The organism is Spirosoma humi, from assembly GCF_054776575.1.
The window spans coordinates 92,502-118,364 of the sequence record NZ_BAAHBR010000004.1 but is presented as its reverse complement, the minus strand read 5'-3'; the positions used below and the strand labels follow the sequence as shown (position 1 = coordinate 118,364).

The 25,863-nt window shown below is 50.2% G+C and carries 22 protein-coding genes; 9 read left to right on the top strand and 13 right to left on the bottom strand.

Going from position 1 to position 25,863, the window contains the following annotated elements; all coding sequences use genetic code 11:
- Nucleotides 1-8: 8 nt before the first annotated feature.
- The 5 genes from ACYU8Y_RS06440 to ACYU8Y_RS06420 form a co-directional block, all read right to left on the bottom strand.
- The gene (locus ACYU8Y_RS06440; protein ID WP_460935379.1) at nt 9-446 is read right to left on the bottom strand and encodes a hypothetical protein; all 438 of its coding nucleotides are present in this window, start codon (nt 444-446) and stop codon (nt 9-11) included.
- Between the two features lie 2 nt (nt 447-448).
- Nucleotides 449-1,258: a phosphoglycerol geranylgeranyltransferase gene (locus tag ACYU8Y_RS06435; protein ID WP_460935378.1), complete on the bottom strand. Its 810-nt coding sequence runs from the start codon at nt 1,256-1,258 to the stop codon at nt 449-451.
- Entirely contained in the window at nt 1,176-1,706 is a 531-nt protein-coding gene (locus ACYU8Y_RS06430) for a hypothetical protein (RefSeq protein ID WP_460935375.1), read from the bottom strand. Before ACYU8Y_RS06430 ends, ACYU8Y_RS06435 begins: the two co-directional genes overlap by 83 nt.
- Nucleotides 1,707-1,784: 78 nt before the next feature.
- Nucleotides 1,785-2,207, bottom strand: a complete 423-nt coding sequence (locus tag ACYU8Y_RS06425) for a phage holin family protein (RefSeq protein WP_460935373.1) — start codon at nt 2,205-2,207, stop codon at nt 1,785-1,787.
- Between the two features lie 173 nt (nt 2,208-2,380).
- The gene (locus ACYU8Y_RS06420) at nt 2,381-2,767 is read right to left on the bottom strand and encodes a TraR/DksA family transcriptional regulator (RefSeq protein WP_046578528.1); all 387 of its coding nucleotides are present in this window, start codon (nt 2,765-2,767) and stop codon (nt 2,381-2,383) included.
- Between the two features lie 333 nt (nt 2,768-3,100).
- Here ACYU8Y_RS06420 and ACYU8Y_RS06415 point away from each other — a divergent pair, with 333 nt between their 5' ends.
- Together ACYU8Y_RS06415 and ACYU8Y_RS06410 are read left to right on the top strand one after the other, a co-directional pair.
- Entirely contained in the window at nt 3,101-4,375 is a 1,275-nt protein-coding gene (locus ACYU8Y_RS06415) for a Glu/Leu/Phe/Val family dehydrogenase (RefSeq protein ID WP_460935371.1), read from the top strand.
- 115 nt (nt 4,376-4,490) lie between these two features.
- On the top strand, nt 4,491-5,156 hold the full coding sequence (locus ACYU8Y_RS06410; protein ID WP_460935369.1) for a phosphatidylserine decarboxylase family protein: 666 nt from the start codon (nt 4,491-4,493) through the stop codon (nt 5,154-5,156).
- Between the two features lie 170 nt (nt 5,157-5,326).
- Here the strand turns inward: ACYU8Y_RS06410 and ACYU8Y_RS06405 are convergent, their stop codons facing one another.
- The 3 genes from ACYU8Y_RS06405 to ACYU8Y_RS06395 are packed head-to-tail and all read right to left on the bottom strand — an operon-like array spanning nt 5,327 to nt 9,099.
- The gene (locus ACYU8Y_RS06405; protein ID WP_460935367.1) at nt 5,327-6,427 is read right to left on the bottom strand and encodes an alginate O-acetyltransferase AlgX-related protein; all 1,101 of its coding nucleotides are present in this window, start codon (nt 6,425-6,427) and stop codon (nt 5,327-5,329) included.
- 14 nt (nt 6,428-6,441) lie between these two features.
- On the bottom strand, nt 6,442-7,617 hold the full coding sequence (locus ACYU8Y_RS06400; protein WP_460935365.1) for an alginate O-acetyltransferase AlgX-related protein: 1,176 nt from the start codon (nt 7,615-7,617) through the stop codon (nt 6,442-6,444).
- A gap of 42 nt (nt 7,618-7,659) precedes the next feature.
- Nucleotides 7,660-9,099 carry an MBOAT family O-acyltransferase gene (locus ACYU8Y_RS06395; RefSeq protein WP_460935364.1) on the bottom strand — a complete coding sequence of 480 codons (1,440 nt, stop codon included), beginning with the start codon at nt 9,097-9,099 and terminating at the stop codon, nt 7,660-7,662.
- A 257-nt stretch (nt 9,100-9,356) separates the two neighbouring features.
- Between ACYU8Y_RS06395 and ACYU8Y_RS06390 the strand changes: the two genes are divergently transcribed.
- Nucleotides 9,357-10,454, top strand: a complete 1,098-nt coding sequence (locus tag ACYU8Y_RS06390) for an SGNH/GDSL hydrolase family protein (protein ID WP_460935362.1) — start codon at nt 9,357-9,359, stop codon at nt 10,452-10,454.
- A gap of 71 nt (nt 10,455-10,525) precedes the next feature.
- Here the strand turns inward: ACYU8Y_RS06390 and ACYU8Y_RS06385 are convergent, their stop codons facing one another.
- Complete coding sequence (locus ACYU8Y_RS06385; protein ID WP_460935360.1) at nt 10,526-11,161, bottom strand: hypothetical protein; 636 nt, start codon at nt 11,159-11,161, stop codon at nt 10,526-10,528.
- A gap of 40 nt (nt 11,162-11,201) precedes the next feature.
- Nucleotides 11,202-11,831: an MgtC/SapB family protein gene (locus ACYU8Y_RS06380; protein ID WP_460935358.1), complete on the bottom strand. Its 630-nt coding sequence runs from the start codon at nt 11,829-11,831 to the stop codon at nt 11,202-11,204.
- A 141-nt stretch (nt 11,832-11,972) separates the two neighbouring features.
- Between ACYU8Y_RS06380 and uvrA the strand changes: the two genes are divergently transcribed.
- From uvrA to ACYU8Y_RS06350, 6 genes are all read left to right on the top strand, one after another.
- Complete coding sequence (gene uvrA, locus ACYU8Y_RS06375; RefSeq protein WP_460935356.1) at nt 11,973-14,900, top strand: excinuclease ABC subunit UvrA; 2,928 nt, start codon at nt 11,973-11,975, stop codon at nt 14,898-14,900.
- Between the two features lie 369 nt (nt 14,901-15,269).
- The gene (locus tag ACYU8Y_RS06370) at nt 15,270-17,570 is read left to right on the top strand and encodes a DUF11 domain-containing protein (RefSeq protein ID WP_460935354.1); all 2,301 of its coding nucleotides are present in this window, start codon (nt 15,270-15,272) and stop codon (nt 17,568-17,570) included.
- 127 nt (nt 17,571-17,697) lie between these two features.
- Nucleotides 17,698-20,484: a DUF1553 domain-containing protein gene (locus ACYU8Y_RS06365; protein ID WP_460935352.1), complete on the top strand. Its 2,787-nt coding sequence runs from the start codon at nt 17,698-17,700 to the stop codon at nt 20,482-20,484.
- 110 nt (nt 20,485-20,594) lie between these two features.
- On the top strand, nt 20,595-20,957 hold the full coding sequence (locus tag ACYU8Y_RS06360; RefSeq protein ID WP_460935350.1) for an endonuclease domain-containing protein: 363 nt from the start codon (nt 20,595-20,597) through the stop codon (nt 20,955-20,957).
- Nucleotides 20,958-21,029: 72 nt separating this feature from the next.
- On the top strand, nt 21,030-22,535 hold the full coding sequence (locus ACYU8Y_RS06355; protein WP_460935348.1) for a DUF1501 domain-containing protein: 1,506 nt from the start codon (nt 21,030-21,032) through the stop codon (nt 22,533-22,535).
- A gap of 101 nt (nt 22,536-22,636) precedes the next feature.
- Nucleotides 22,637-23,029, top strand: a complete 393-nt coding sequence (locus ACYU8Y_RS06350; protein ID WP_460935346.1) for a DMT family transporter — start codon at nt 22,637-22,639, stop codon at nt 23,027-23,029.
- Nucleotides 23,030-23,076: 47 nt separating this feature from the next.
- Here the strand turns inward: ACYU8Y_RS06350 and gatC are convergent, their stop codons facing one another.
- Genes gatC through purH form a run of 3 tightly spaced genes read right to left on the bottom strand, consistent with a single transcriptional unit; the run spans nt 23,077 to nt 25,760 of the window.
- Entirely contained in the window at nt 23,077-23,364 is a 288-nt protein-coding gene (gene gatC / locus ACYU8Y_RS06345) for an Asp-tRNA(Asn)/Glu-tRNA(Gln) amidotransferase subunit GatC (RefSeq protein WP_460935344.1), read from the bottom strand.
- A gap of 53 nt (nt 23,365-23,417) precedes the next feature.
- Entirely contained in the window at nt 23,418-24,152 is a 735-nt protein-coding gene (locus tag ACYU8Y_RS06340; RefSeq protein ID WP_460935342.1) for a lysophospholipid acyltransferase family protein, read from the bottom strand.
- Between the two features lie 48 nt (nt 24,153-24,200).
- Nucleotides 24,201-25,760: a bifunctional phosphoribosylaminoimidazolecarboxamide formyltransferase/IMP cyclohydrolase gene (gene purH / locus ACYU8Y_RS06335; protein WP_460935340.1), complete on the bottom strand. Its 1,560-nt coding sequence runs from the start codon at nt 25,758-25,760 to the stop codon at nt 24,201-24,203.
- Nucleotides 25,761-25,863 lie beyond the last annotated feature (103 nt).

Below are 25,863 nucleotides of genomic sequence, written 5' to 3'. Positions count from 1 at the left end.
TTTACTTGTTATTGCAGACTTATTTCAATAGGAAGTGTATAGAACACCGCTACGTGTTTGCCTCCCACTTCGCCGGGTTCCCAGCGGGGCATTTTTTCAATGGCTGAAATAATATTGGTCATGAAACCTTCCAGGCTTTTCAGGGTTTTCTTGTCCTGTGGCTTCATCGTGATTCGAATGTCATGCACGTAGCCGAGTTCGTCGATAATGAATTTTGCTGATATCGGCCCTGTATCATAACTCTTCTTTGCCACCGAGTTTGGTACGCGAATCGTTTCGGCCAGATAAGTGCTCAAGGCAGCTTTACCACCCGGAAATTCGGGCTGACGCTCAGGAACGGTATAAACTTTTTCGTTTCTGGTTTGAGCAAAAGCACAAGTGCTCACGAAAATAGGAGTGAGCGCTATGGTAACCAGTAGCAGTAGCGTTAAGACAGACTGTTTCATAATTAAGCTTGTACAACTGACTGGTTAAACTCCCGGACTACCGTTGATAGTTGAGGTAATAAATCCGGATCCTGCTCAATTCCGTTGCCCACAACGATCAAATCGGCACCGGCTTTCATAGCCTGGTAAGCTTTCTCCCCGGAATTGATTCCGCCACCAACAATGATTGGTACATCAACAACGCTACGAACGGCCGCAATCATATCGGCCGAAACGGGCTTGCGAGCTCCGCTGCCTGCATCCAGATACATCAGTTGCAAGCCTAGCATTTCACCAGCCATGGCCGTACAGGCTGCTACACCAGGCTTATCGTGCGGAAGTGGCATGGTGCCACTGATGTAAGAAACAGTCGTTTGGGTGCCACTATCGACGACCATATAGCCAGTTGGCAGGATTTCCAGCCCACTTCTTTTGAGAAGGGGGGCAGCAATGACATGCTGACCAATCAAGAAATCCGGATTGCGTCCCGAAATAAGGGATAGAAAAAAAATAGCATCCGCGGACGATTCAATGTGTAACGGATTGCCGGGGAACAGGATGATGGGCGTCGTCGATTGTCGACGAATGGCCGTGATGACTTCTTTGTGCGAATAATCCGTCACCAGACTACCGCCAACCAGAAAGAAATCGATGGGATAGGTTGCCGTGCGGGCAAGTAATTCAGAAAGCGAGTTCTGCTCGATCTTATCCGGATCGAGCAGAACAGCGAATGCTTTTTGGCCAGATAGCCTATACTCCCGTAGTGTAGTTAACAGGCTCTGTGGGTGCCTGTTCGTGGTATTGGGTTGGCTCTGCGGTTGGATTGATGGCATTATTAGTACGTATGCGGGCTAAAAATCCGGTTAGCTGCTCGCGAGCGATATTGGTAAGTACCGATGTAATCAGACCACCAATCAGTCCGCTTGCGGCTGCTGATTTCTGCACTTTTTCTGCCTTCTGCCTGATCGCCTTTTGAGTTGACGGTTGAGGATGATAAACGTCGTCCTCATCGCTTTCATCATAATCATAATCCTCGTCGTCTGGTTCGCCATATTTTTCGGCATACCGGTACTCGTCAGATTTGGGCAAAATGGCATTGACAACCAAATATACGGCTAAAGCAGCACCCGCTACAAACGCGGCCGTTTTACCAACCTCAGTTGCATCGCCTTTTATGGCATCAACATTGTCAGAAATAGAGCTTTTAAAGCGCTCCGTAGCGGCCATTAGCTGAGCCCGCCGAGCCGTTGTATCGGCAAAGGGTACTTTTGGGTCTTCCATTGTCGTTTGTCCTTGATTCGTAGAAATGAACCGATTTGTTTGGGGTTTACTACTGTTTATCAGAGAGTTTACTTTGCATTAACGAGCTGTTCCACTGTCACTCATCGACGAGCGCGTTTGGGCCATCAGCTCTTCAACAGCTTCTGATTTTTCTTCCAGTTTTTTCTCCTGACTTTTTTTCAGGGCACTATAAGCGGCTACCCTAATTTTTGACTTAAAGAAATCTTTTGCCGCCAGCCAAATAACCGTCAATAGCAGGAAAAAACCTGCGACAATCAAAAAGCCAAGGTACTTGCTATTTGTTACTTCGTTCAGGTAAGCCGCTAACAGGCTGAATAAGAAGATAAGGGTCATGGTTCCCAGAAGGGCCAGCACGATACTATGAACGGCTACGACCACACCTTCTTCAAGTTTGCCCCGGCTCTCCAGTGTAAATAGCTCGATGCGGGCTTCCAAATAACGGAATATATTTTCCCGAATTTCTTCCAGGCGTTCGAACATGATTTCGGATAATTAAATTTCTTTATGCCGTATTTACCAAAATACGCTCATTTTGTTTTAAAAATTGAGGAAAATAAAACGGCTCCGGCACATACTATGTGCCGGAGCCGTTTTTAAAAGAGCATAAAGAGAACACGAAATCAATTACGACTAGCCATCAAACGCAGTAAACGTTATTTGGACTGCCGCAATTTGGCTTCAATTGTCTGTTGCGTATGCGGAACAGCCCGAAGTCGCTCTTTGGGGATCAGTTTGCCCGTGTCCTTGCAGACGCCGTACGTTCCATTTTTGATACGTACCATGGCTGCATCCAACTGCTGAATGAATTTTTGAAGCCGGGCAGCTAGCTGACTCAAGTTTTCGCGCTCACTGGTATCAGCACCATCTTCCAGCAATTTCGAATTACCTGATGTATTATCGGTGCCGCTATCGTTGCGTTTGCTAAGCGATTCTTTTATGTAGTTCAGCTCACTACGCGTATCATCGAGTTTCTGACCAATCAGCTTTTCGAACTCCTTCAGATCCTCTTCTGAATAACGTTTTTTCTCTTCCTGAAGCATATCAAGTACTACATTAAATGGTGTGTACCTTATCTGGGCACAAAATTAATGCTTTGTCCTCATTATTTCAATGAACAATTTCTTTTGAGACTGTTTTTTTTGAAATTTCACTAAATTGACATTTTTCAGTTTAGCGAATTAATCTACGGTTTATAGTGCATCGAATGCGAAACTGTATGGTAAGAAAAATAATTTATGAATGATTATATGGTTTGTTAACATTACATTAATCTTAGAAAAAATAGGCCTTTCACAATATGGCTTTTCATTTGTTAAGTTTGCAAGACACTTCACGACCAAATTTGTTTTCAAGAAAGAAGTAAAAGTAAAGACATGGGATATATTGAACCAGCTCCAATAAAAGACAAAGAGAATCCACTTGAGTCAATGATGTCACGTTTCGATGCCGCAGCCAAACTGCTGGGTATTTCGGATGAAATGTATGACATCCTAAAAGTGCCGGCTCGGCAGGTCATCGTCGGGCTACCTGTTACAATGGACAGTGGAGCCATTAAAGTTTTTGAAGGCTACCGCGTAATTCACTCTAACATCCTGGGCCCCGCTAAGGGTGGTATTCGGCTTGACCCTGCCGTGCACCTCGACGAAGTTCGCGCGTTAGCCGCCTGGATGACCTGGAAGTGTGCAGTGGTCGATATTCCGTATGGTGGTGCGAAAGGAGGAATCGCCTGTAACCCACGGGAGATGTCGGCCGGTGAGATCGAACGACTTATTCGCCAATATACAGTAGCAATGCTCGATGTGATCGGGCCCGACCGCGACATTCCGGCACCCGATATGGGAACAGGGCCGCGCGAAATGGCCTGGATCGTTGATGAGTACTCGAAAGCCAAGGGTATGACGGTCAACAACGTTGTAACGGGTAAGCCGTTGGTGTTGGGCGGATCGCTCGGGCGAACGGAAGCCACTGGTCGGGGCGTTACCGTAGCGGCTCTGGCTGCGATGGACAAACTGCGGATGAATCCGTACCGGACAACGGCGGCTGTGCAGGGATTTGGTAACGTCGGTTCATTTGCTGCGGAACTACTTCACGAACGGGGTGTCACTGTAGTGGCGGTGAGTGATATTTCGGGCGGCTATTACAACCAGAATGGTATTGACATCACCGCTGCGGTCACTTATCGGAACGCAAACAAAGGCACACTGGAAGGATTTGCAGGAGCGGAAAAGATTTCGAATGAAGAACTGCTTTCTCTGGCTGTCGATGTGCTCGTGCCGGCCGCAAAAGAAGATGTCATTACGGAAGATAATGCGGCCTCAATCCAGGCTAAAATGATTGTGGAAGGCGCTAATGGCCCAACCTCTGCCAGCGCTGATGAGATCATCAACAGCAAAGGTATTCTGGTCGTGCCCGATATTCTGGCCAACGCCGGTGGCGTTACGGTATCGTACTTTGAGTGGGTACAAAACCGTATCGGTTATAAATGGACGCTCGATCGGGTAAATCGGCGGGCCGACCGAGTCATGAAAGATGCTTTCGATCGTGTATTCGATACGTCGCAACGGTATAAAGTGCCCATGCGCTTGGCGGCTTATATTGTTGCCATTGACAAAGTCGCCAGCACGTACAAATACCGGGGCGGTTACTGATTTACATAAAATGTATGATGTGTACGGTATGATGGCTAATTTTGCCCGTACGTGATGCATTGCTAATACATCATATCGCACGGGCGATCCCGAGTATATACCACATAACTTAATTATGCGCTTACACCGCGAAGGTTTCACCATTATGCTGACAACGGGGCTAGTCTTGCTGGCTCTTAATCTGTTCGCGTATTTTTATTTGTTTTCCGATAACTCAACAGCGATTCTCTTATTAGCGATAATAAGTCTGATTCTGTTTGTTCTGATCGTACAGTTCTTTCGTATTCCCAACCGATTACTGACTACCGGCGACACGCAGGTGGTAGCTCCGGCCGATGGCAAAGTTGTCGTTATCGAGGAAACTACTGAAGGTGAGTACTTTAAGGATCGCCGGCGGCAGGTGTCTATTTTCATGTCACCGCTTAACGTACACGTCAATCGCAACCCGATCACAGGTACGGTCCGGTATTTCAAGTATTTTCCGGGCAAGTACCTGGTAGCCTGGCATCCTAAATCGAGTACCGAAAACGAGCGAACAACGGTTGTTGTTGAGGCTGCCAATGGGACTAGTATATTGTTTCGGCAAATTGCCGGGGCGGTGGCTCGTCGCATCATCTGGTATGTAAAAGAGGGACAGCCGGTAAAGCAGGGAGAAGAATTCGGATTTATAAAATTTGGCTCACGGGTAGATGTGTTCCTGCCGCTGGACGCTGAGATCAAGGTGAATATTGGTGATGTCACGAAAGGGGGCGTTACCGTTATCGCCGAGCTACCAAGTTAAGCGAGCGCCAAAAACTGCAAACGTCAACGAGTCGTCTAGTAACTGATAGGAAAATACCTGTTGTCAGTTACTAGACGACTCGTTGACGTTTGTCCTGTATGGTTTCAGAAACGATTTACTGAAAATCAATTCTGAAGAGGATGCGGAAAGGGAAACGTTGGCTTGAGTAATCAAAAAGTAGCTAATTGGTAAATATTCCGTTCAACTACTTCAATAACAACGATAGTCGGTCGCTCGGCCTTTACCAGAGCGGGGTCTAACTTGCTGCCTCGCATAAAATACGACTCCCGAAAATAGCCGGGTAAGTAGTTCATCATGCCATGGCTGAATGAATCACCAACGAAGAACAGCCGGCCCGAGCCAGACCCGGTAAATCGCGTAGACGGGTACCCAATAGCCTCGTTAGGAATAAGCGCCGTTTGATGACCAAGGCGCTCGGGCGCTGGTTTGATGTAGTAATAGATCGGATCTTTCTGCTCGTTCTGTAGTGTCAGCATCGTTGTTAGGTCGCCCGCGCCCCCCTTCTGACGCTCAATGTGATAATCGGCCAGACGGATGGGGGGAATGGCTGGCTGATCGTGCCGGATATGATTCAGCAGGCTGGCACAGCCAATGAGCGTACCATATTCATTCCAGTGTGTATCGGTCTGATAATAAACAACGTGGTCACGTTTGGCGGCCCGGAGCGTGTCTCTGATGTCGACGAAGTGAAGGTTCGTTTGAGCAATCGCCTGTTTGAGTACATCCAGACGGGAAGGTTTGTCGCTTGGTTGCAGATGGTCGGGCAGGAATTCGGGGTAGATCGTGTGCGAATCCGGGGCCACAAAAATATACAGCCTGATGCCTTGCTGAGCTAATTCCTGTTGTCGCTGGATCAGGTGACTCGCAATTCGTCGTGCTGAATCAGCCGAGAGCGGTTGCAGCCCCCTATGCTGGTCGATAACTTTATTATAGCTATTTCCCAGATACAACCAGCCTTCTTTGCCAACCACTACCTTTTCGGGCAGGGGTGATTCTTTCAGAATGTTGAATTTCCAGCGGCTATAGACATAAAATAAGGCATTTCGCCAGCCAAAGTTTTCTTTATAATAGCGGTCGAATTGTTTGACGAAGCTGCGGACATGCGGAAAATTTAACGGAGGCATACCCTTCAGTTGCCGATTTTCGGTGCTGCTGAATCGCGATGACAGCCCCAATACCTGATCAAGGGTTGGCAGGAAAAGGACAAGGGCAAAAAGAATAGCGACTATGCGAGCGCGGCTAGTATTCATGTTGTTTTTAAGGCCTACAAATGGCCTAGAAAACCAATGTTTCGCTCTACAATCTCGAAGATGACAATGTCAGGATGCTCTTTTTTTACCAGTTTCATGTCGCACGTATGATCGCGGACCAGATACGACTCCCGAAAATAGCCCGGTAGCGACTGATTCATTGAAAAGCTAAAGGAGTCGCCAATGAGCAACAACTTGGGCAACTGGCTTGAGGTAGTAACAAATCGTTGAGACGGCAATCCTTTTTCAAGGTTGTCAATTACTTCAGTATTTTGAGCAAGCAGAAACTTGGCTGGTTTAATTTTATATGCTATTGAGTCAACAAGTTCACGGTTCAGAGCCAGCATCGTCACCAGATCGCCCCCAACTCCCGGTACCGTAGAGATGGTATAGTCTGCTAACCGAGCTACGGGTAATTTTGGAAAATCTTTCCGCAATTGGTTTACCATAGTTAACGTGGCAATCAGCGAACCGTATTCATTCCAGTGTGTATCCGTCTGACAGTAAGTAACCCGGTCAGCTTTGGCCGCGATTAATGCCTGACGCACGTCGACTACCGGAATGGTCGTGTGTTGACGCATGTAGTCTTTGAACCGGTCAAAATTAGATACATGTGTGTTGATCGGCAAGTAATTGGATAAGTTCTCGGGATAAATCGAATACGAGTCCGGGGCAATCAATAAGTATAACATGGCTCCCTGTGCGCTAAACTGACGCTGGAAGTTACTCAAATGGCGCGCTATGGAAGCTAACGTATCTGGGTGTAACTCGTACAGACCCCGGTGCTGGTCAGCAACATGGCCCATACTATTGCCCGGATAAAACCAATGGTTATTGCCGGTCACTACCTTGTCGGGTAGGGGAGACGATTTCAGAACCTTGTATTTCCACTGGCTATATTGATAAAACAAGGCGTTCCGCCAGCCAAAGTTTTCTTTATAATAGGTATTAAATTGTTTGACAAAGGTGAGAACATGGGGAAATCTGGCTTCTGGAAAGGTAGACAGGATCCGCTTCTCCGGACTCTTAAAATTTACAGATAAGCCTAGCCACTGATCCAGCGTTGGCAAAATTAACAACAATACGAAGCCAAAGCCCAGCAGAGTATCTTTAAAGGGCGGTCGTTTCGTAGGGCGCGTCCAGGAAGGAAGCGATCGAATAGTATCCCGTACGGGCGGTTGCGTTACCATTACGTTCTGGATAAAAGTCTCTTATAGCGAAAAGTTTTGTGCCTAAAATCGAAAATAGATAAACGGATTGTAGGTGTCGGCCGCTAAATACATAACTGCTAACACAAACAGGCTGAACAGACCAACAACGTATACCGAGTTGAGAAGAAGACGGACGGGAACCAGACGAGCCAGCGTACGGTCCCAAATCCGTTGAAAAGAAGGGTAGATTGGGGTGGCCAGCATAAACCCCAGCAGGAGAGACACAACGAGTTCAGCGGTCAGGAAATAGGCGGGTGGGTAGGCCACTGCCGATACCGGCTGAGCACCCAGCCCAACCATTTTCTGGAGAAAATGAATCGCTTCGGGGAGGGTTTCGATGCGGAAGAAGACCCAGCCAATCAGGACAACGATCAGCGTATAAGCGTGTGCAATGGGGGCCCAGATGCGCTCCAGGCGTTTGCTCAGTCCGGCTCTTTCCAGGAGCAGGAACAACCCATGATAAAGCCCCCAGATAATGAAGTTCCAGCTCGCTCCGTGCCATAATCCTGTGACAAAAAAGACAATCAGCAGGTTTCGATACGTCCGTAATTTGCTGCCCCGATTTCCGCCCAACGGTATATAAACATAATCGCGGAACCAACTGGACAGCGAAATATGCCACCGGCGCCAGAAGTCCTGAATGGAGCGGGCGATGTAGGGATAATTGAAATTTTCTTTAAAATCGAATCCAACCATTTTACCTAACCCGATGGCCATGTCCGAATAGCCCGAAAAGTCGAAGTAAATCTGCAGCGAGTAGGCTACAATACCCAGCCAGGCCGTTGCGGTGGGGTAAGAATCAATTGGAGCGTTGAAGATTGTATCGGCCAAACTGGCAAAGGTATTAGCCAGAAGAACTTTCTTGGCTAGACCCAGAATGAACCGCTCGGCACCGCTGCCAAATTTTTCGATGGTCGTTGTTCGTTCGGCCAGCTCGGGAGCGATATCGGCGTAGCGGACAATAGGGCCTGCTATCTGGTGCGGGAACATGGCCACATAAGTGCCATAATCCAGAAAGCTGCGATTGGCCCGAATACGGCCCCAGTAAATATCCAGGGTGTAGGAAATACCCTGAAAGGTGTAAAAACTAATGCCGATAGGCAAGGCTATATGGGTCAGTGCCAGACTATCCGGCACCGGAAAGGAAAAGGCACCGGCAAGACTGCGGACTGAATCGACAAAAAAGTTGGCGTATTTGTAATAGAAAAGAAGCGATAAACTACCCGCTAACGAAAGCCACAGGCCTGCCCGACGACGTCCTTGTTCGATCAGCCGTCCCGCCATGTAATTGATCAGGGCTGATAAAAGTAGGACCAGTACTACGGGGCCTTCACCCCAGGCATAAAACCACAGGCTGGCAGCAAACAGAAAGGCATTGTGCCAGCGTTTCGGCAATAAGTAGTAACTGAATAGAAAAAAAGGTAAAAATAGAAAGAGAAAGATTGCTGAGCTAAACAGCATAATGGTTCATTTTATAGGCGTGGGTACAAAAATATGTATTTTACTTTACACAAAGTAGGTGTTAACATACTAATAGGCTATATGTATTAACCTGGCTGGGTAACAACCTGACTAATGTGCTTACTATACTTATGACTGCTTTAGGGAGTTTTGGGCCACATTGCTCTATTGAATTAGTGGTGAAAAATTAATTGTGGTGGCGGAAGTGAGTTTTTTTCATACTTTACCGGCTACGCTAAATACAGGCAATTAGATAGATGGGTAGTTCGCGCTGGTTTTTGGTTAAACAGGGTGTAGACAGGGTAAAGGAACTTGGCTACACGTTTGCCATTTTGCTCCTTGTAATCGGATGTACGAAGGATTATCCGGCAGTAGTAGGGAATAAGGAGGTTCCTCCTACAACTTCTAGCGGGTCATCGACAACGGCCTGTTCCTGTACTACATCGCCAGGCAGTAGCACTACGACGACAACACCTGTTTCGTCTACTACCAGCCTGCCAGCGTCCACTCCTCAGATCGATACTCTGAAGGTACCCGCTCCACTTTTCGTGCCAGATGGCGGAACGTTCCATATCAATACCCCGGTTCGACTAACGGCGGATACATTGCCCCCAGGGGCCGTTATTGAATACTCGTTAGACAAGGGCACAAGCTGGGAAACGGGTAAACAATTTACATTGAATACGGGCGGGACGGTGTTGAGCCGAATTCGCTCCGGAAGTAAGGTGTCGCTTATCCGGTCGTCGGCCGTGTATAACCTTTATTTTGAACGGATGCTGGTGATTGGGAACAGCATCATGAGCCACGCACCAGCACCCGATCTGGGCTGGTTTAATAACAATGGGATGGCCGCTTCGGCACCCGAAAAGGATTTTGTCCATTTGCTGACAAGCCGTTTGCGGACATTCTATCCCGCTATGACCGTTACCCTGCAATCAGGGGGGAACTTCGAACGCGAGTTTGGAACGGCGTCGTACCGTTTCGATGAGTTTAACGAATCCTTGCAACAGGTTCAGCCCGATTTGATTGTTATACGGCTCGGTGAGAATATTGATGATTCGCAAGTGCTGAAACGAGGGTTTGAGACGCAGTTACGCCAACTGCTGGACGGTTTGAGCAACTACGGTCGGCCGGTAAGAGTTGTCTGCACGACCAGCGTTTGGGAGAAACCACAAGCCGATGCGATTATCCGAAAGGTAACGACTGAAAAGGGCCATGCGTTGGTTGACCTATCCTGCCTGGTTGGCCAGAGTCAGTATTTTGCCGGCCAGTACAGCAATCCAGGTGTAGCCACCCACCCAAATGATGCCGGTATGCAGCGAATCGCCGATCTGATCTGGGATAAAGTAAAATAAGCCACTACTCGTCAAACAAAAAGGCGTTTCCAGATCGGAAACGCCTTTTTGTTTGACGAGTCACATCAACCTTAAAAGAAAGAAAGCCGAAGCACGAACGGACTACCGTAGATAGTGCGAGCCAGCCCCGAATTGTCGTTATAATTCAGGTTATACAAAGCCGTCAGGTTGACCCCGAACCGCCGGGAAATGGGTTGTGAATAGGTTACGCCAACCAGAGGAGACGTCAGGCTGGCGCTCGCTGTTTGACCGGTCTGGTCATATTTAACGGCAATTGTACTATTTTCCAGCTCACCATGTAAATATAGATTTGGCAAAATGGATGGAATGAATTCGTACATCACAAAGCCGCGCCCACCATATTGATTATACGTCTGAACAGGTACGGTAGTGCCCGTATTCGTATAGCCTTTGTAACGCGTATAGGTGTAAGTGCCGCCAATCCCGATAATCATTCGCTCAGTGGCCTGGTAGGCAATAACTGGCGAAACACCTAAACTGAACGGATTGCCGAACCGGAAACCATTGATGCCACCACCAAACCGAAGCCGCTGGCCAAAAGGCAACGGTCGCCCTTCCGGCGTTTGCGTACGCAGGGGGTCCTTGCCCTGATCCTTTCGGTCATCCGGGTCTTCGGTAAGTTGACCGAAAGCAAGGCTACTACTTAATAAAAGTGTGATAAACAGTAATTTCTGGAGATAATTCATGGTATTTTATTCAGGAAATAACGCTTATACAGTAACGAAATCAGAAGGTGAATTCTTTTACCTCGGGGTCTGTCAGCAACCGTTTAATGCACTTTTCATGGTTTTGCTCGGACCCACTAACCCGCCAATTGCCTATGATCTCCGTGCCGATACGCTGTTGCTGATTCCGGGTCGATTTTAAGCCAAATTCCTCGAAAAGCTCTTCGTACTGTTTCAACGTCTTGTTATGAAATGCTGTTACAATCTTGTAATCACGGGTTTGGTTCAATTTATGAATTCCGTTCGCCAGGTTGACCAGCAAAAGTAATGATCCGAGAATAAAGACGAAACCAACCAGGGCAATATCGTAATGGCCTGCTCCAACACACATGCCCAACGCCGAGACGGCCCATACGGTAGCGGCTGTCGTTAAGCCCTTTACCCGGTTATTTTCGCGAAAGATAATGCCGGCCCCCAGGAAACCGATGCCATTTACAATATTGGCCGCAATCCGGTCGCCGGTGCCGCCGACACGGCCCGATATCATGGTAAACAGAGCCGACCCAACGCAAATCATGATCATGGTTCGTAACCCGGCCGATTTGCCATGATATTCGCGTTCGGCCCCGATCAGTCCGCCAATAACCAGCGAAACGCCTAACCGGATAAGGTCTTCCTGCGCAAAATTCATCTCGTATGTTAGCTAATACGGGTATTTAGCTGATCCCGTTGCAAAACCCCGTTAGTTTCAAAAACCAATAAGGTTTAAGAGAAACCATATCCCGAAATAAACCGTTAAAATCTAGATAGAGTTTACCCTCATTAACTAAGAATGACTCAAACCACGGAGACCGAACGCCGGACCGCCGGATCACAGCGTTCCGTTGATTACCTCGACCCCAAACAGTTCATTATTATCAAAGGGGCGAAAGTACACAATCTGAAAGGAATTGACGTTGCCATACCCCGTAACAAGTTAGTTGTCCTGACCGGCCTGTCGGGTTCTGGCAAATCGTCGCTGGCTTTTGATACCTTGTTTGCTGAGGGCCAGCGCATGTATGTAGAAAGCCTGAGCAGCTATGCCCGCCAGTTTTTAGGGCGCATGGAAAAGCCTGAGGTCGAGTACATTAAGGGTGTGTCGCCCGCTATTGCTATTGAGCAGAAAGTATCGACCCGCAACCCCCGCTCAACGGTTGGTACATCGACCGAAATCTACGATTACCTGAAACTGCTTTTCGGCCGGGCGGGTATAACGTATTCCCCAATCTCGGGCTACGAGGTACGGAAAGACACGGTGACGGATGTCGTGAATTTTATGTACCAATTCGAAGCCGGGCCGGATGGCACTCCACAGCGCGTAATGGTGATGGCTCCCCTTCGTGTCCGGGACGATAAAACGCTGGCCTACGAGCTAAACATCCTGCTTCAAAAGGGCTATACGCGTATTGTGGCCGATGGCGGTCCGACGGGTCGGCAGATACTACAGATTGAAGACGTATTGACCGGCGACGAAGCGAGCCTGCCGGAACCCTATACTGCACTCGAAATTTTAGTAGACCGGGGCACGGTGCTCTACGATGACAACGGTAACCCCGACGAAGATAATCAGTATCGTTTCTCCGACTCAGTGCAAACGGCCTTCAGTGAGGGTGACGGTACCTGTCGGGTCGATGTCGTTGGCAAAGAATCACGGATTTTCTCCGACAAATTCGAGCTGGATGGCATTGTGTTCGAGGAGCCGAGCGTAAACCTGTTTACGTTTAATAACCCATATGGTGCCTGTCGCCGGTGTGATGGATTCGGGAAAGTACTGGGTATCGACCCCGACCTAGTCATTCCCGACAAAAATCTGTCTGTATTTGAAGGAGCCATTGCGCCCTGGCGTAGTGAAAAAATGAGCGAAGAGTTTCTGAAACCGCTGCTCAAAAATGGCATTCGATTCGACTTCCCGATTCATCGGCCTTATAAAGATCTGAGCCCTGCCGAGCAGGAGCTGCTTTGGACGGGTAACAAATATTTCGAAGGGATCAATGCCTTCTTCGACTTTGTGGAGAGCCAGACCTTCAAGGTCCAGTACCGCGTCATGTTGTCCCGGTATCGGGGCAAAACGACCTGCCCTGAATGCCGGGGCTCGCGTCTGCGTAAAGATGCCGGCTACGTAAAGGTTGCGGGTAAATCCATCACCGACCTGGTGCTGATGCCACTCACGCAGGTGACGGCCTTCTTTCGTGAGCTGGAATTACCTGAACATCAGCAGAAGGTTGCCAACCGAATTCTGATCGAGATTCGTAACCGACTGGATTATATGGAGCGGGTAGGACTGGGCTATCTGACGCTCAATCGCCTGACCAATACCTTGTCGGGGGGCGAGTATCAGCGCATTAAGCTGGCTACCTCACTGGGCTCGGCGCTGGTCGGCTCCATGTATATTCTGGACGAGCCAAGTATTGGTCTGCACCCGCGCGACACACAGCGCCTGGTGAGTGTACTCGAATCGCTACGCGATATGGGCAACACCGTCATTGTGGTCGAACACGAAGAAGAGGTGATGCGGGCCGCCGATCAGCTCATCGACATCGGCCCCGATGCTGGTTCGCTGGGCGGCCATCTGGTGTTTCAGGGGACTTGGAGTGAAATTGAGGAGTTGGGCACGGGGAGTGAGGACCAGAAAGTTGCTCCTCGCTCCTCCCATACGATCGACTTTCTGACGGGACGCGAAACCGTTCCGGTACCTTCGTTTCGGCGCAAAGCGACCAACTTCATCGAACTAAAAGGGGCTCGTGAAAACAATCTAAAAGGTGTGGATGCGCGGTTTCCGCTCAATACGCTGACGGTTGTAACCGGTGTATCGGGTTCGGGCAAGAGTACACTGATCCGAAAAGTACTGTACCCGGCGCTCATGCGGCAACGGGGCGAGGGCACCGAAGAAGCGGGTAAATTCGATGGGTTGAGTGGTTCGCTCGACCGCATTTCGGCCGTGGAGATGATCGATCAGAATCCAATTGGTAAATCGAGCCGCTCCAACCCCGTTACGTACATCAAAGCGTATGATTACCTGCGGCAGGTAATGGCCGACCAGCCAGTATCCAAATCGCGGGGATATAAACCAAGCCATTTTTCGTTCAATGTGGATGGCGGCCGCTGCGAAGTATGCCAGGGTGAGGGCGAGGTGAAAATCGAGATGCAGTTTATGGCCGACATCTACCTCAAATGCGAGGGGTGTGGCGGCAAACGATTCAAACAGGAAGTTCTGGAAGTAACGTTGCAGGACAAAAACATATCCGATATTCTGGATATGACAGTCGATGAAGCGATTGCCTTCTTTCGGAAAGTAGATAATAAAATGGCTGATAAACTACAGCCCTTACAGGATGTGGGCTTAGGGTATATCGGACTGGGTCAATCGGCGAATACCCTGTCGGGGGGCGAAGCACAGCGCGTAAAGCTGGCATCGTTTCTGGGTAAGGGCAACCCAAACAAAGGCAGTACCTTATTTATTTTCGACGAACCGACCACTGGCCTGCATTTTCATGACATTCGTAAGTTGCTCTCCGCCATCAACGCCCTCGTCGATCAGGGAGATTCGGTTATTATCATCGAACACAACATGGAGGTCATTAAAAACGCCGACCACATTATCGATCTTGGTCCTGAAGGGGGCGAAACGGGAGGCTATATTACGTTTACCGGTACACCCGAGGAGATGATAAAACTGACGGATGGCAACTTTACGGCCCAGTATTTAGTCGGTAAAGTCTGACAAATTAGTTAATATGTATCGCAAAGGCGGGTGGTAACATCCGCCTTTTTACATGTGTAGTGCCTATGGGATGACGTGCAGTTACCGGCAATGTTTGGAGGAACATCTCCCGGCTGGTTTTCAAACCAGCCATTACGAAAAGCACAAAAAACAAATCAGACAGCACAAAACGTAGCTATTTTGTTAAAAAGAATAACGTTTAATATATAAAAAAGGCTGTCAGGCCACTGGTCAAACAAGGGTAACTAACTTTCCTGTATTTTCGCGGTGTTATTATCGCCACCGTTCATGGTAAGAGTTGTTACGTGTGCCTTTCTTTTTCTTTTCTGGCCGGTTTTTGCGTTTGCACAGCTTCAGATCTCTCATCCAATGGCGCGTCTTGTGGTGCAGCGCGGGGTCGATGGAAATGGACGACTTTATTTGTCAGGGCGTTTCACGGGCTCTGTCGATCGGGTGGAGGCTCAACTAACCCCCGCAGTGGCTGGTCAGGGTGTTGCTACTGGCTGGCAAACGGTACAGTCAAACCCGGTCAATAATCTTTTTCTGGGCTACATTACGGGTGCTGGTGGCTGGTATGTTCTCAACGTGCGCACCATTGTCGGCAATGTCGTGCAGGAGCAGGTGAGCGTTCAGCCGGTTGGCATTGGCGAAGTGTTCGTTACGGCTGGTCAATCGAACTCGCGCGGGTTGGGAATTGGTGATAACGATCTGGGAACCAACACCGACCGCGTCAACGCCATTGATTCCATCAATCATTACTACCCACAACCTCCGGCAGCACCAGCGTTGCTTTCTTCCGGCGATCCTTCACCGGTTGCCCGATTTAAGGCATTGACCGCTACCCGACGCGTATTCCCGATGGCCGAAAGTTCGTGGGCATGGGGCGAACTGGGTGACTACATTGTGAACCGGTACAACGTACCGGTGGCTTTTTTTGTAGCCGGTTGGGACGGGTCAACCATCGATAACTGGCAGAAAACGGCCAATGGCATCCCGACCTGTAACGCCTATTACTGTACGGCAGGAAACTGGGAAAATCTGCAACCCTACACCAACCTGAAAAACGTACTGCGGTATTACGGTTCGGTATCCGGTGTACGAGCCATCCTCTGGCAGCAGGGCGAAGCAGAAGCGGATGTGGCCAGTGGCGATATTCCGACATACGCCGACCGGCTCCGAGATGTAATACAAAAGACCCGTCAGGACTTTGGTGGGCAAAATGTGCCCTGGATGGTCGCTCGGGCGTCATTTAATGGAACAAAGACAACACCAGCGGTAGTTGCCCAACAGGAAAATGTCATTGCTACGTCAGGGTTCAATGTGTTTCAGGGGCCGTATAATGACACCATTCAGAACCGGAACGCCGGAAATGTCGACGTTCACTTTCGCAATGTATCGCGCCCATCGCCCCACCCTCAATATTACCTCAATAACCAGCCCATTCCGGTGGATATGGGCCTATCGCGGTATGCCCGTAACTGGAATAATAGCCTGAACAATGCTTTTTTTCAGAATGCCCAGCCCATCACACCGACGCAGTTTGCCGTAACGGGTAACCTGGCTGCGTATGTCTTGCCGGGTTCGACCCTGGCCATAACCTTTAGTACGGTGGGCACATTCAACGCGGGTAACCAATGGCAGGTGCAACTTTTGGATTCGCTGGGCCAGTATAAAAGCGTTTTGGGTAGTGGGTCGGCTAGTCCCATTCAGGTAACGCTCCCCAGTGATCTTCAACGGGGCCGTTTTCAAATTCGGGTAGTGTCTACATCGCCTGCCGTGCCTGCCGTACCGTCCAACCTGTTTCAAATCACCAGCCAGGCCGATGTGAGTCTGGCGATGGATATTAATCAGCGAACCCCTGACGTCAATACACCGGTCACCATCAGTCTGTACGTCCAGAATGCCGGACCGGGGCCCGCCAAAGGGATAGTTGTTCGCAATCGTTTACCCGCCAATCTGGCCTTTGTTTCCTCCTCCGATCTGTCGGTATCGGGAACGGTGCTAACCAGTGCTGCTCTCGATATTGCCTCAGGGGCTACGCAAAAGCTTAGTTTTATAGCCATACCGACCCAGTTGGGTATTTATCAGAACGCAGCTGAAGTGGCGCAGGCAATCACCATTGATCCCGACAGTCAGCCAAATTCCGGAACTGGTGACGGGCAGGACGATGCCGTTCAACTGGATCTGCGAACGCGTCAGAATGGTACGGCTGTGTTTACATCGCCAAATCCGAATCAGGTACCCTTGCCAACCGTTAGTAGCAATCAGCCCACTCCCGATCCGGCAAAGGCCGATGTCAGCCTAAGAATGGCAGTAAGCAATCGTACGCCCAGTGTGGGTGATGTGCTTACGTATACGGTTACGCTGACCAATATGGGTGGCTTATCGGCAACGAGCTTGAGTGTAGCGGCATATATGCCCACTGGTCAGACGTTTGTGGGTGGTGATGATTTTAGTTTATCGGGCGGAGCACTGGTTGCTGGTGTTAACAGTTTAGCCGCCGGAAGTAGTATTTCGCTACGTTTTCGGACTACGGCCACCGCTAGTGGTCGGGGCGTTTTCACGGCTCAGGTGGTGGCAGCCGGTGTGCCCGACCCCGACTCTGCGCCTGGAAACGGCGTTACAAATGGCGAAGATGATACTGCCCTGGTAGATGTCCGGGTTAAGTAGTTAGCGCTTCATTACGAAGCGCTTATGCCTGATTTTCCTCAAAATTCCCACAAGCCGTTTTTTTAATAGTACAAAAACCCGCCTTGCTGCTTTTAGACGTAGCGAGTAGCTGCGGATCTGTATTTTTATGAAAACCAGGTGGGTACTTTTGGGTGCAGTTGGCTTTGGAATAGCCTTCCTGCTTTCATCCTTTCTCGGCTTCTTCGAGAAGCGGGTGGATTATAACACTCAGGTAAAACCCCTGCTGAACAAAAACTGCATTGCCTGCCACGGTGGCGTAAAGAAAGCCGCAGGATTTTCCCTGCTCTTCAAACACGAAGCGCTGGCGCCCGCCAAATCAGGCAAGCTGGCAATTATTCCCGGCGATGCGGATGGAAGCGAACTGATTCGGCGGTTAACGCTGACGGACCCCGACGAGCGAATGCCGCTCGACCATCCGGCCTTGAAGCCCGACGAAATAGACCTTCTCCGTAACTGGATTGATCAGGGAGCTAAATGGGGTGACCATTGGGCGTACCAGACCGTTCAACGGCCCGATGTACCGAAGATCGGTACGTTCTGGAGCCGCTTAGGCCTGGTCGGTAATGACGAAATCAGTTGGGCCAGAAATGACATCGACCATTTCGTTCTGGATAAATTACATGAAACGCAAGGGGCAGGCTCTTTACGACCCTCACCCGAAGCCGACCGGGCTACGTTGATTCGGCGGGTATCGCTCGATTTGACGGGTTTACCCCCAACCGAAAAGGAGGTGGCGACTTTTATGGCCGACCAATCATCGAATGCTTATGAAAACGTGGTTGACCGACTGCTCAAATCGCCCGCATACGGCGAACGATGGACGGGAATGTGGCTCGACCTGGCCCGCTATGCCGATACCAAAGGGTATGAACGTGATCCCGGCCGGAAAATCTGGCGCTACCGTGACTGGCTAATTAAGGCCTTCAATACCGATAAGCCATTTGATCAATTTACGGTGGAGCAACTGGCGGGCGATTTGTTGCCGGGTCCTGCCGGTGGATTGCCCTCTGACGAGCAACTCATCGCAACGGGTTTTCACCGGAACACGATGACGAACGATGAGGGCGGGACGCAGGACGAAGAATTCAGAGTGGCGGCTGTGCTTGACCGGGTCAATACTACCTGGGATGTGTTTCAGGGCACAACCTTTGCCTGTATTCAGTGCCACAGTCATCCCTACGATCCCTTTACGCACGAAGAATATTACAAATACCTCGCTTTCTTCAACAACACGCGCGATGAAGATGTAACGAGCGATACCCCAACCCTTCGGTTCTACAAGCATGACGACTCGCTTAAGGTCCTTGCTCTACAACAGTACATTGCCAGTGCGGCAACTAATCCGAAACAGGCTCAAAACAGCATTCGCCAGGTTACACACCTGCTTCGTACGATTGAACCTAAACTGAACTCACACGACTTCGATCAGTACATCAATGCGTCTTTGCTGGATGCCAAATATTTTGGGTTTCAGGATAAAGGCTCGTGCCGGATCAAAGATATAACCCTGACGGGCCGATCGCGTTTATTAATCAGGTGGGGCACGAAAGCCACTCATGCCACGGTCACGCTGCGTCAGGACAGACCAGATGGTACTATCCTGGCGCAGATTCCTACGCCCAGGCCCAGAAAAGATACCATTCAGATGATTCCGTTGCCGCCCGTTCAGGGACGGCATAGCCTTTATCTATCCTTAAACAGCCCGGAGAAACCGAAAGAATGGGTACAGATAAAGTGGGTTGCTTTTACGCCAGCGCTGCCGGGCCAACCGCTCGATTATCCCGGCGAGCAGGACAAACGACTACTCGCTCTGCTCAACGCCGACGTTGACCAAACGCCGATCATGCTCGACGGGTCGGGTGATTTAGCCCGGGAGACGTATGTTTTTGAACGGGGCAACTGGATGGTAAAAAGGAAAAAGGTGAGTCCTGATGTTCCTAAATCGTTTCCGGCGATGGATCCTGAACTACCAAAGAATCGGCTGGGGCTGGCTCAATGGATGGTTAGCCGGGAAAATCCGCTGACGGCTCGCGTGGCCGTAAATCGCTTCTGGGAGCAGTTGTTCGGTACCGGTATCGTCGAAACGGTAGAGGATATGGGTACTCAAGGTAGTCCGCCAACGCACCGCGAACTGCTGGATTATTTGGCGGTCGAATTTATGGAAACCGACCACTGGCGCGTTAAGAAGCTGCTGAAACGGATGGTAATGTCGGCCACTTATCGGCAACGATCGAATGCCACGCCGGAGCTTCTCGCCAAAGACCCATTCAATAAATTACTGGCCAGAGGGCCACGTGTCCGATTATCGGCCGAAGCAGTTCATGACCAGGCGCTGGCCGTAAGTGGCCTGCTAAGCCATAAACTGTATGGGCCGAGTGTTATGCCTGTTCAGCCTGAAGGCATCTGGCAGTCGCCCTACGATGGCGAATCATGGCAACAAAGTACGGGTGAAGACCTGCACCGGCGTGCTCTGTACACCTACTGGAAACGGACGGCCCCTTATCCGTCGATGGTCACGTTTGATAGCCCGAGCCGCGAGTTTTGTCAATTACGTCGGCTGCGGACCAATACCCCGTTACAGGCGTTGGTCACATTAAATGATCCCGTCTACGTAGAAGCCGCCCAGCATCTGGCCAACTACATGCTGAAGCAGGGAAAGTCGCCCGAAAGGCAGATACAGGCGGGCTTTCGGCAAATTATGTTGCACGACCTGCCGCCGAAAAAGTTAGCTATTTTGACCCGGCTTTATCGAAATACGGAGCGGTATTATCGCCAGAAACCAGACGAGGCCGAGAAGCTATTGGACTGTATGGCTGTTACGCCCCAACGGGCCGCTCTGACCGTAACGGCCAACACGATGCTGAATCTGGACGAGGTGATCACGAAAGAGTGAGCGGGTATTTATATTTACCCCACCCCAACCCCTCCCCTTGAACTAAGGGGAGGGGCTATAAAAGTGACAGCTAACTTTTCTTTGGTTGTAAAGATTCAAATGGCAGGAAGATGGGACAGTTGATACATAATCGTAAGATAATGGAAGTATTGCGTCGAGAACTGCGAAAGACACAAACAAGTACTGAATCAATGCTTTGGGAGCGGTTACGAAGTGGGCAGTTAGAGGGGCGAAAATTCCGGAGACAACACAGTGTAGGCGTGTACGTACTTGACTTCTATTGCCCAGCCGAACGGTTATGTATTGAGATTGATGGGACTTCTCATCAGACAAGTGAAGCTGTTGTCCACGATGAAATCCGTGACACGACACTAGCTCAATTGCAAATAAAAACCTTACGTATTAGTAATGAAGAAGTTGAAACAGATATGGAATCTGTAATTAGTAAAATCAAGGTATATTTTACGACTTAAAGATCGATTCTTCACCCCTCCCCTTATTTCAAGGGGAGGGGCCGGGGGTGGGGTATTTACGAAGGCAACACGATGAAAAAACTTCTTAACGAACTCCAGCAGGCGGCCGCCGAGCGCGAAACCCGGCGTCATTTCCTGCACACTTGCTCAACGGGCCTGGGCGCTATGGCGTTGAGCTCGGTTCTGGAAAGCTGTGGATTTCTGGGTAAACGTGAGCCCCAGGCTAATGTTGTCGGCTCTTCTCAATCGATGGATGGGTCAGCCACGGCGCCCCACCCGTCGCAATATATACCCAAAGCCAAACGAATTATTTATATTCATATGGCCGGGTCGCCAAGCCAGCTGGAGTTATTCGACTACAAACCGGAATTGGTAAAATATAACGGTAAAGACTGCCCACAGGCGTTATTGGAGGGAAAAAAATTTGCCTTTATCCGGGGAGTTCCGAAAATGCTGGGACCACAGGGAAAGTTCGCCCAGCATGGACAGTCCGGGGCATGGGTGTCTGACTATTTGCCTCATTTACAGGGCGTCGTGGATGATATCTCGTTCCTGAAAGCAATGCATACCGATCAGTTCAACCATGCGCCCGCGCAGTTGCTCATGCATACGGGTAGCGCCCGGCTAGGTCGGCCGAGTATGGGCTCGTGGGTGACCTATGGCCTTGGAACGGAAAATGACAATCTGCCCGGCTATATCGTGCTGGCATCGGGGGGGAAACAGCCCGACGCGGGCAAATCCGTTTGGGGGAGTGGGTTTCTACCCACGGTGTATCAGGGGGTTCAGTGCCGCACAGATGGCGACCCGGTGCTGTATGCTTCGGACCCGGCAGGCATGAGCCGGGATGTGCGTAAGCAAACCATCGACGCCATCAGCCAGATCAATCAGCAGCAGTACGACGATGTAAAAGACCCCGAGATCCTGACCCGTATTGCGCAGTACGAACTGGCGTTCCGGATGCAGATGTCCGTACCCGACGCTATGGACATCAAGAGCGAACCGCAATACATTCTCGATAGCTACGGCGTCGATCCGAATAAGGGTTCTTTTTCCAGAAACTGCCTGCTGGCCCGTCGGCTGGTTGAGCGGGGTGTCCGGTTTGTGCAGCTATTCGATTGGGGATGGGATACACACGGGACCAGTGCCGATGGAGCCATTGAGATCGGGCTGAAAAATAAATGTAATGAGTCAGATCAGGCCGTGGCGGCCTTGCTGAAGGATTTGAAACAACGCGGATTATTGGATGACACGCTCGTTGTGTGGGGTGGGGAGTTTGGCCGGACGCCGATGCAGGAAAACCGCGACGGGCAGGTACTTCCCTTCATGGGGCGCGACCATCACCTCGAAGCGTTTACGGTTTGGATGGCGGGCGGTGGCGTTAAGAAAGGGTTTTCGTTCGGCGAAACCGACGATATCGGGTATTATGGGGTGAAAGATAAGGTGCATATTCACGACCTCCAGGCCACTATTCTTCATCTGCTCGGCTTTGACCACACCAAGCTGACCTACCAGTTTCAGGGGCGTCCTTTCCGACTGACCGATGTTTCCGGAAAGATTATTACCCCCGTGGTAGCCTAGCAAATAGCAACAATTTCTTAATCGTATTCCTGGCTGGGCAACTTGTCTATCGTAGCTGCGGCCTGTTCCTTTGCGTGTATCGTTGATCGCTGATTGATGCCATGATAACTCAAACTGCGCTTTCCTGGATCTATCTGATAGGAGCAGCCGCTTGTGAAACGGCCTGGATGTATTCGCTCAAGTACCTGCGGTGGGATGCCCTGAAATCCCTTCGCTGGGATACTTTTTACCGCCCAGACGTGGGGTGGCCCGTCCTGTTGCCCTGGATTGCCTATGTCTTTTTCGGTATTGTAAATACCATTCTGCTGGCTATTGCCATGCGTACCATACCAACCACAACCGCTTTTGCGGTCTGGATGGCACTATCGCTGGTATTTCTCAAAGCTACCGATGTCTTTTGGCTTAAGCTTAGCTGGTCGTGGAGTGAATTGCTGTTCATTTTCCTGATTACCATCGGCATTATCGGACTTAAGTTTGTTGGACCGACGGAGTAAGTTTATTGGATAGTCCGTGGTGTCAGTTTCTTAAACCTTGTTGTAGCCTACTCCAGCACTTTCGGTACCTCAAAAAACTGGTCGTCGTGCTGTGGCGCATTCGAGAGGGCCTGCTCACGGGCGAGGTGATTAGTCACGGCGTCCTCGCGTAGCACATTCGTTTCAGCCGACATGTGCGTCAGGGGCTCGACGCCCGTTGTGTCGACCTCGTTTAATTGCTCCATCCAGGTCAGTACGCCGTTCAGGCTGTTCAGCAGGGCCGCTTCTTCTTCTGGCTTAACCTCCAGTCGGGACAGATGGGCAATTTTATGCAATGTTTCCTGATCTACTTTCATACTCAATGAGTGAATGAACGAGTGAGTGAATGAGCGAATGGTCTGATAATGAATTAGGAGGCCATTACGTTCTTCCCACGCATCAATTCCGTGTTTATAATGCTGAATGTCTCCTCTCTTAGTCGCGCGACGTCGTCCTGCGTCATGCCTTTTGTGTCGATGGGCGGATGAATGACTGCCCGCAAAGGATGCCAGTGAAACCGAATGGGGCTTTTATCCGGCAAAATCTGGTAGTTATTCAGGAGCGTAACGGGCACAAGAGGCACTTGCTGCTGAATGGCCATGGTAAAGGCGCCGTCTTTAAAGGGTACCATCTGGGGCGGTTCGGGAGCGCGAATGCCGCCTTCCGGAAAAATCATGATGCTCCGTCCGGAGGCCAGCGTCCTGATGGATTTCGCCAGTGAATACGCCCGGCTGTTCGGTTGGTCCCGATCGACCTGTACGTGCAGTTTGGCAAACATATACCCCAGCAATGGAATAGTTTTTACGTCACTTTTACCAACGAAGGCATAATAGTTTTTTACGATGACACCCATGGCCGCGATGTCCAGGTACGAAAAGTGATTGGCGCAAAAAACATATACCCCTTTCGGCTCCGGCTTAAATCGATACTCGACCCGAACAGGTATGCCCGCCCCAATAAAAAAGAGGGTTCCCCAGATGTAGTTGATCTTATGGGCCAGTGGTTTCCAGGCGTCACGTTGCAAAAACACAAACTGGATCGGGAACAGAAACAGATACAACACCACAAAGTAAGTCGCGCACCAGATTGTGTACAGTAGTCGCATAGGGCCGGTTTCATCCTGTCGGACTGGCTCGCCCGACAGGATGAAAAATTAATGTTTAAAGTGCCGCACGCCTGTCGTAACCATAGCCAGACCGTGTTGATTACAATAATCAATGGAGTCCTGATCACGAATGGAGCCGCCCGGTTGAACAACGGCGGTAATGCCTGCGTCCCCTGCTATTTCGACGCAGTCGGGGAAGGGGAAAAACGCATCCGAAGCCATAACCGAACCGGCCAGGTCGAAACCGAAGGAGCGCGCCTTTTCGATGGCCTGACGCAGGGCATCAACGCGCGACGTTTGCCCGACGCCACTGGCCAAAAGCTGGCTGTATGAAGGGCCAGCTTCTCTTGCCAGAACAATCGTGTTCGACTTGGTGTGTTTGCACACCTTCAGGGCAAATTCGAGCGCCCGGTTTTCGCTGTCGGTCGGCGCTTTTTCCGTAACGACTTTAAACTGATCGGTTGCTTCGGTTTGGTTATCTTTATCCTGCTCCAACACCCCGTTCAGAATGGTTTTGAACATAACGGTCGGCAGGTTTATCGCATTGCGCTTTAGCAGAATCCGGTTTTTCTTCGACTTCAACAGCGTCAACGCTTCGGGCGCAAAGTCGGGCGCAATCAGAATTTCCATAAAGAGCTTGTTCAGCTCCTCCGCCGTTTCCAGATCAACGGGGCCGTTGGTGATCACCACGCCACCAAAAGCCGACACCGGATCGCAGGCGAGTGCGTTCAAATACGCTTCTTTGGGGGTTGGCGCGGTGGCAATACCGCAGGCATTCGTGTGTTTGATAATGGCAAAAGCGCTGGCGTCTGTATCCGCAAACTCGTCGATCAGGCTTACACAGGCGTCAACGTCGACCAGGTTATTGTAAGAAAGCTCTTTGCCGTGCAGTTTTTCGAACATGGCTTCCAGGTCGCCGTAGAACGTCGCTTGCTGGTGCGGGTTCTCGCCGTACCGAAGGTGGTTGGCCGGTAGGGCCTTGAAGTCATAAAGAGGGCCGGTCGCTTCCGACGATGGGGTATTTCCCCCAAAGTAAGCCTGGATAGCCGTGTCGTACTGCGACGTGACGGCAAACGCTTTTCCGGCATACTGCCGACGGTCGTTCAGTTCGGTCGATCCATTTTGCTGACTCAGCAACGCCACCACGTCGGTGTACTGGCTGCGTGAAGAAACGATCAGCACATCGTTGTAATTTTTGGCAGCCGCCCGAATCAGCGAAATGCCGCCAATATCGATCTTTTCGATAATATCATCGTCCGACGCACCCGACGCCACCGTTTCTTCAAACGGGTACAAATCGACCACTACCAGATCGATGGGCGGAATTTGGTGCCGCTCGGCCTGAGCGAGGTCTTCGGGTACATCCCGCCGGTACAAAATACCGCCCATAACGGCTGGGTGCAGGGTTTTCACCCGTCCGCCAAAGATAGATGGGTAGCCGGTAAGGTCTTCGACGGCGGTTACGGGAATGCCGAGTTGCTCGATAAACGTCTGGGTGCCGCCCGTCGAATATAATTTGACGTTCTGTTCATTCAACAGCCGGACTAAAGGTTCGAGACCGTCTTTGTAAAAAACGGAAATCAGCGCGGAGGAGATTTTGAGAGACATGAGGTCGATTGGAACAGCGTTGCGGCTGTTGACTATTGGGTTGCCCAGTTAGGCGAAACAGTAACGTAACTGCGTCAACTGGAAGTGCAAAGATAGCCAAAGG

Coding starts and splice junctions, on each gene's coding strand:
- ACYU8Y_RS06440 (WP_460935379.1), bottom strand. CDS start 446: ATGAAACAGTCTGTCTTAACGCTACTGCTACTGGTTACCATAGCGCTC.
- ACYU8Y_RS06435 (WP_460935378.1), bottom strand. CDS start 1,258: ATGCCATCAATCCAACCGCAGAGCCAACCCAATACCACGAACAGGCAC.
- ACYU8Y_RS06430 (WP_460935375.1), bottom strand. CDS start 1,706: ATGGAAGACCCAAAAGTACCCTTTGCCGATACAACGGCTCGGCGGGCT.
- ACYU8Y_RS06425 (WP_460935373.1), bottom strand. CDS start 2,207: ATGTTCGAACGCCTGGAAGAAATTCGGGAAAATATATTCCGTTATTTG.
- ACYU8Y_RS06420 (WP_046578528.1), bottom strand. CDS start 2,767: ATGCTTCAGGAAGAGAAAAAACGTTATTCAGAAGAGGATCTGAAGGAG.
- ACYU8Y_RS06415 (WP_460935371.1), top strand. CDS start 3,101: ATGGGATATATTGAACCAGCTCCAATAAAAGACAAAGAGAATCCACTT.
- ACYU8Y_RS06410 (WP_460935369.1), top strand. CDS start 4,491: ATGCGCTTACACCGCGAAGGTTTCACCATTATGCTGACAACGGGGCTA.
- ACYU8Y_RS06405 (WP_460935367.1), bottom strand. CDS start 6,427: ATGAATACTAGCCGCGCTCGCATAGTCGCTATTCTTTTTGCCCTTGTC.
- ACYU8Y_RS06400 (WP_460935365.1), bottom strand. CDS start 7,617: ATGGTAACGCAACCGCCCGTACGGGATACTATTCGATCGCTTCCTTCC.
- ACYU8Y_RS06395 (WP_460935364.1), bottom strand. CDS start 9,099: ATGCTGTTTAGCTCAGCAATCTTTCTCTTTCTATTTTTACCTTTTTTT.
- ACYU8Y_RS06390 (WP_460935362.1), top strand. CDS start 9,357: ATGGGTAGTTCGCGCTGGTTTTTGGTTAAACAGGGTGTAGACAGGGTA.
- ACYU8Y_RS06385 (WP_460935360.1), bottom strand. CDS start 11,161: ATGAATTATCTCCAGAAATTACTGTTTATCACACTTTTATTAAGTAGT.
- ACYU8Y_RS06380 (WP_460935358.1), bottom strand. CDS start 11,831: ATGAATTTTGCGCAGGAAGACCTTATCCGGTTAGGCGTTTCGCTGGTT.
- uvrA (WP_460935356.1), top strand. CDS start 11,973: ATGACTCAAACCACGGAGACCGAACGCCGGACCGCCGGATCACAGCGT.
- ACYU8Y_RS06370 (WP_460935354.1), top strand. CDS start 15,270: ATGGCGCGTCTTGTGGTGCAGCGCGGGGTCGATGGAAATGGACGACTT.
- ACYU8Y_RS06365 (WP_460935352.1), top strand. CDS start 17,698: ATGAAAACCAGGTGGGTACTTTTGGGTGCAGTTGGCTTTGGAATAGCC.
- ACYU8Y_RS06360 (WP_460935350.1), top strand. CDS start 20,595: ATGGGACAGTTGATACATAATCGTAAGATAATGGAAGTATTGCGTCGA.
- ACYU8Y_RS06355 (WP_460935348.1), top strand. CDS start 21,030: ATGAAAAAACTTCTTAACGAACTCCAGCAGGCGGCCGCCGAGCGCGAA.
- ACYU8Y_RS06350 (WP_460935346.1), top strand. CDS start 22,637: ATGATAACTCAAACTGCGCTTTCCTGGATCTATCTGATAGGAGCAGCC.
- gatC (WP_460935344.1), bottom strand. CDS start 23,364: ATGAAAGTAGATCAGGAAACATTGCATAAAATTGCCCATCTGTCCCGA.
- ACYU8Y_RS06340 (WP_460935342.1), bottom strand. CDS start 24,152: ATGCGACTACTGTACACAATCTGGTGCGCGACTTACTTTGTGGTGTTG.
- purH (WP_460935340.1), bottom strand. CDS start 25,760: ATGTCTCTCAAAATCTCCTCCGCGCTGATTTCCGTTTTTTACAAAGAC.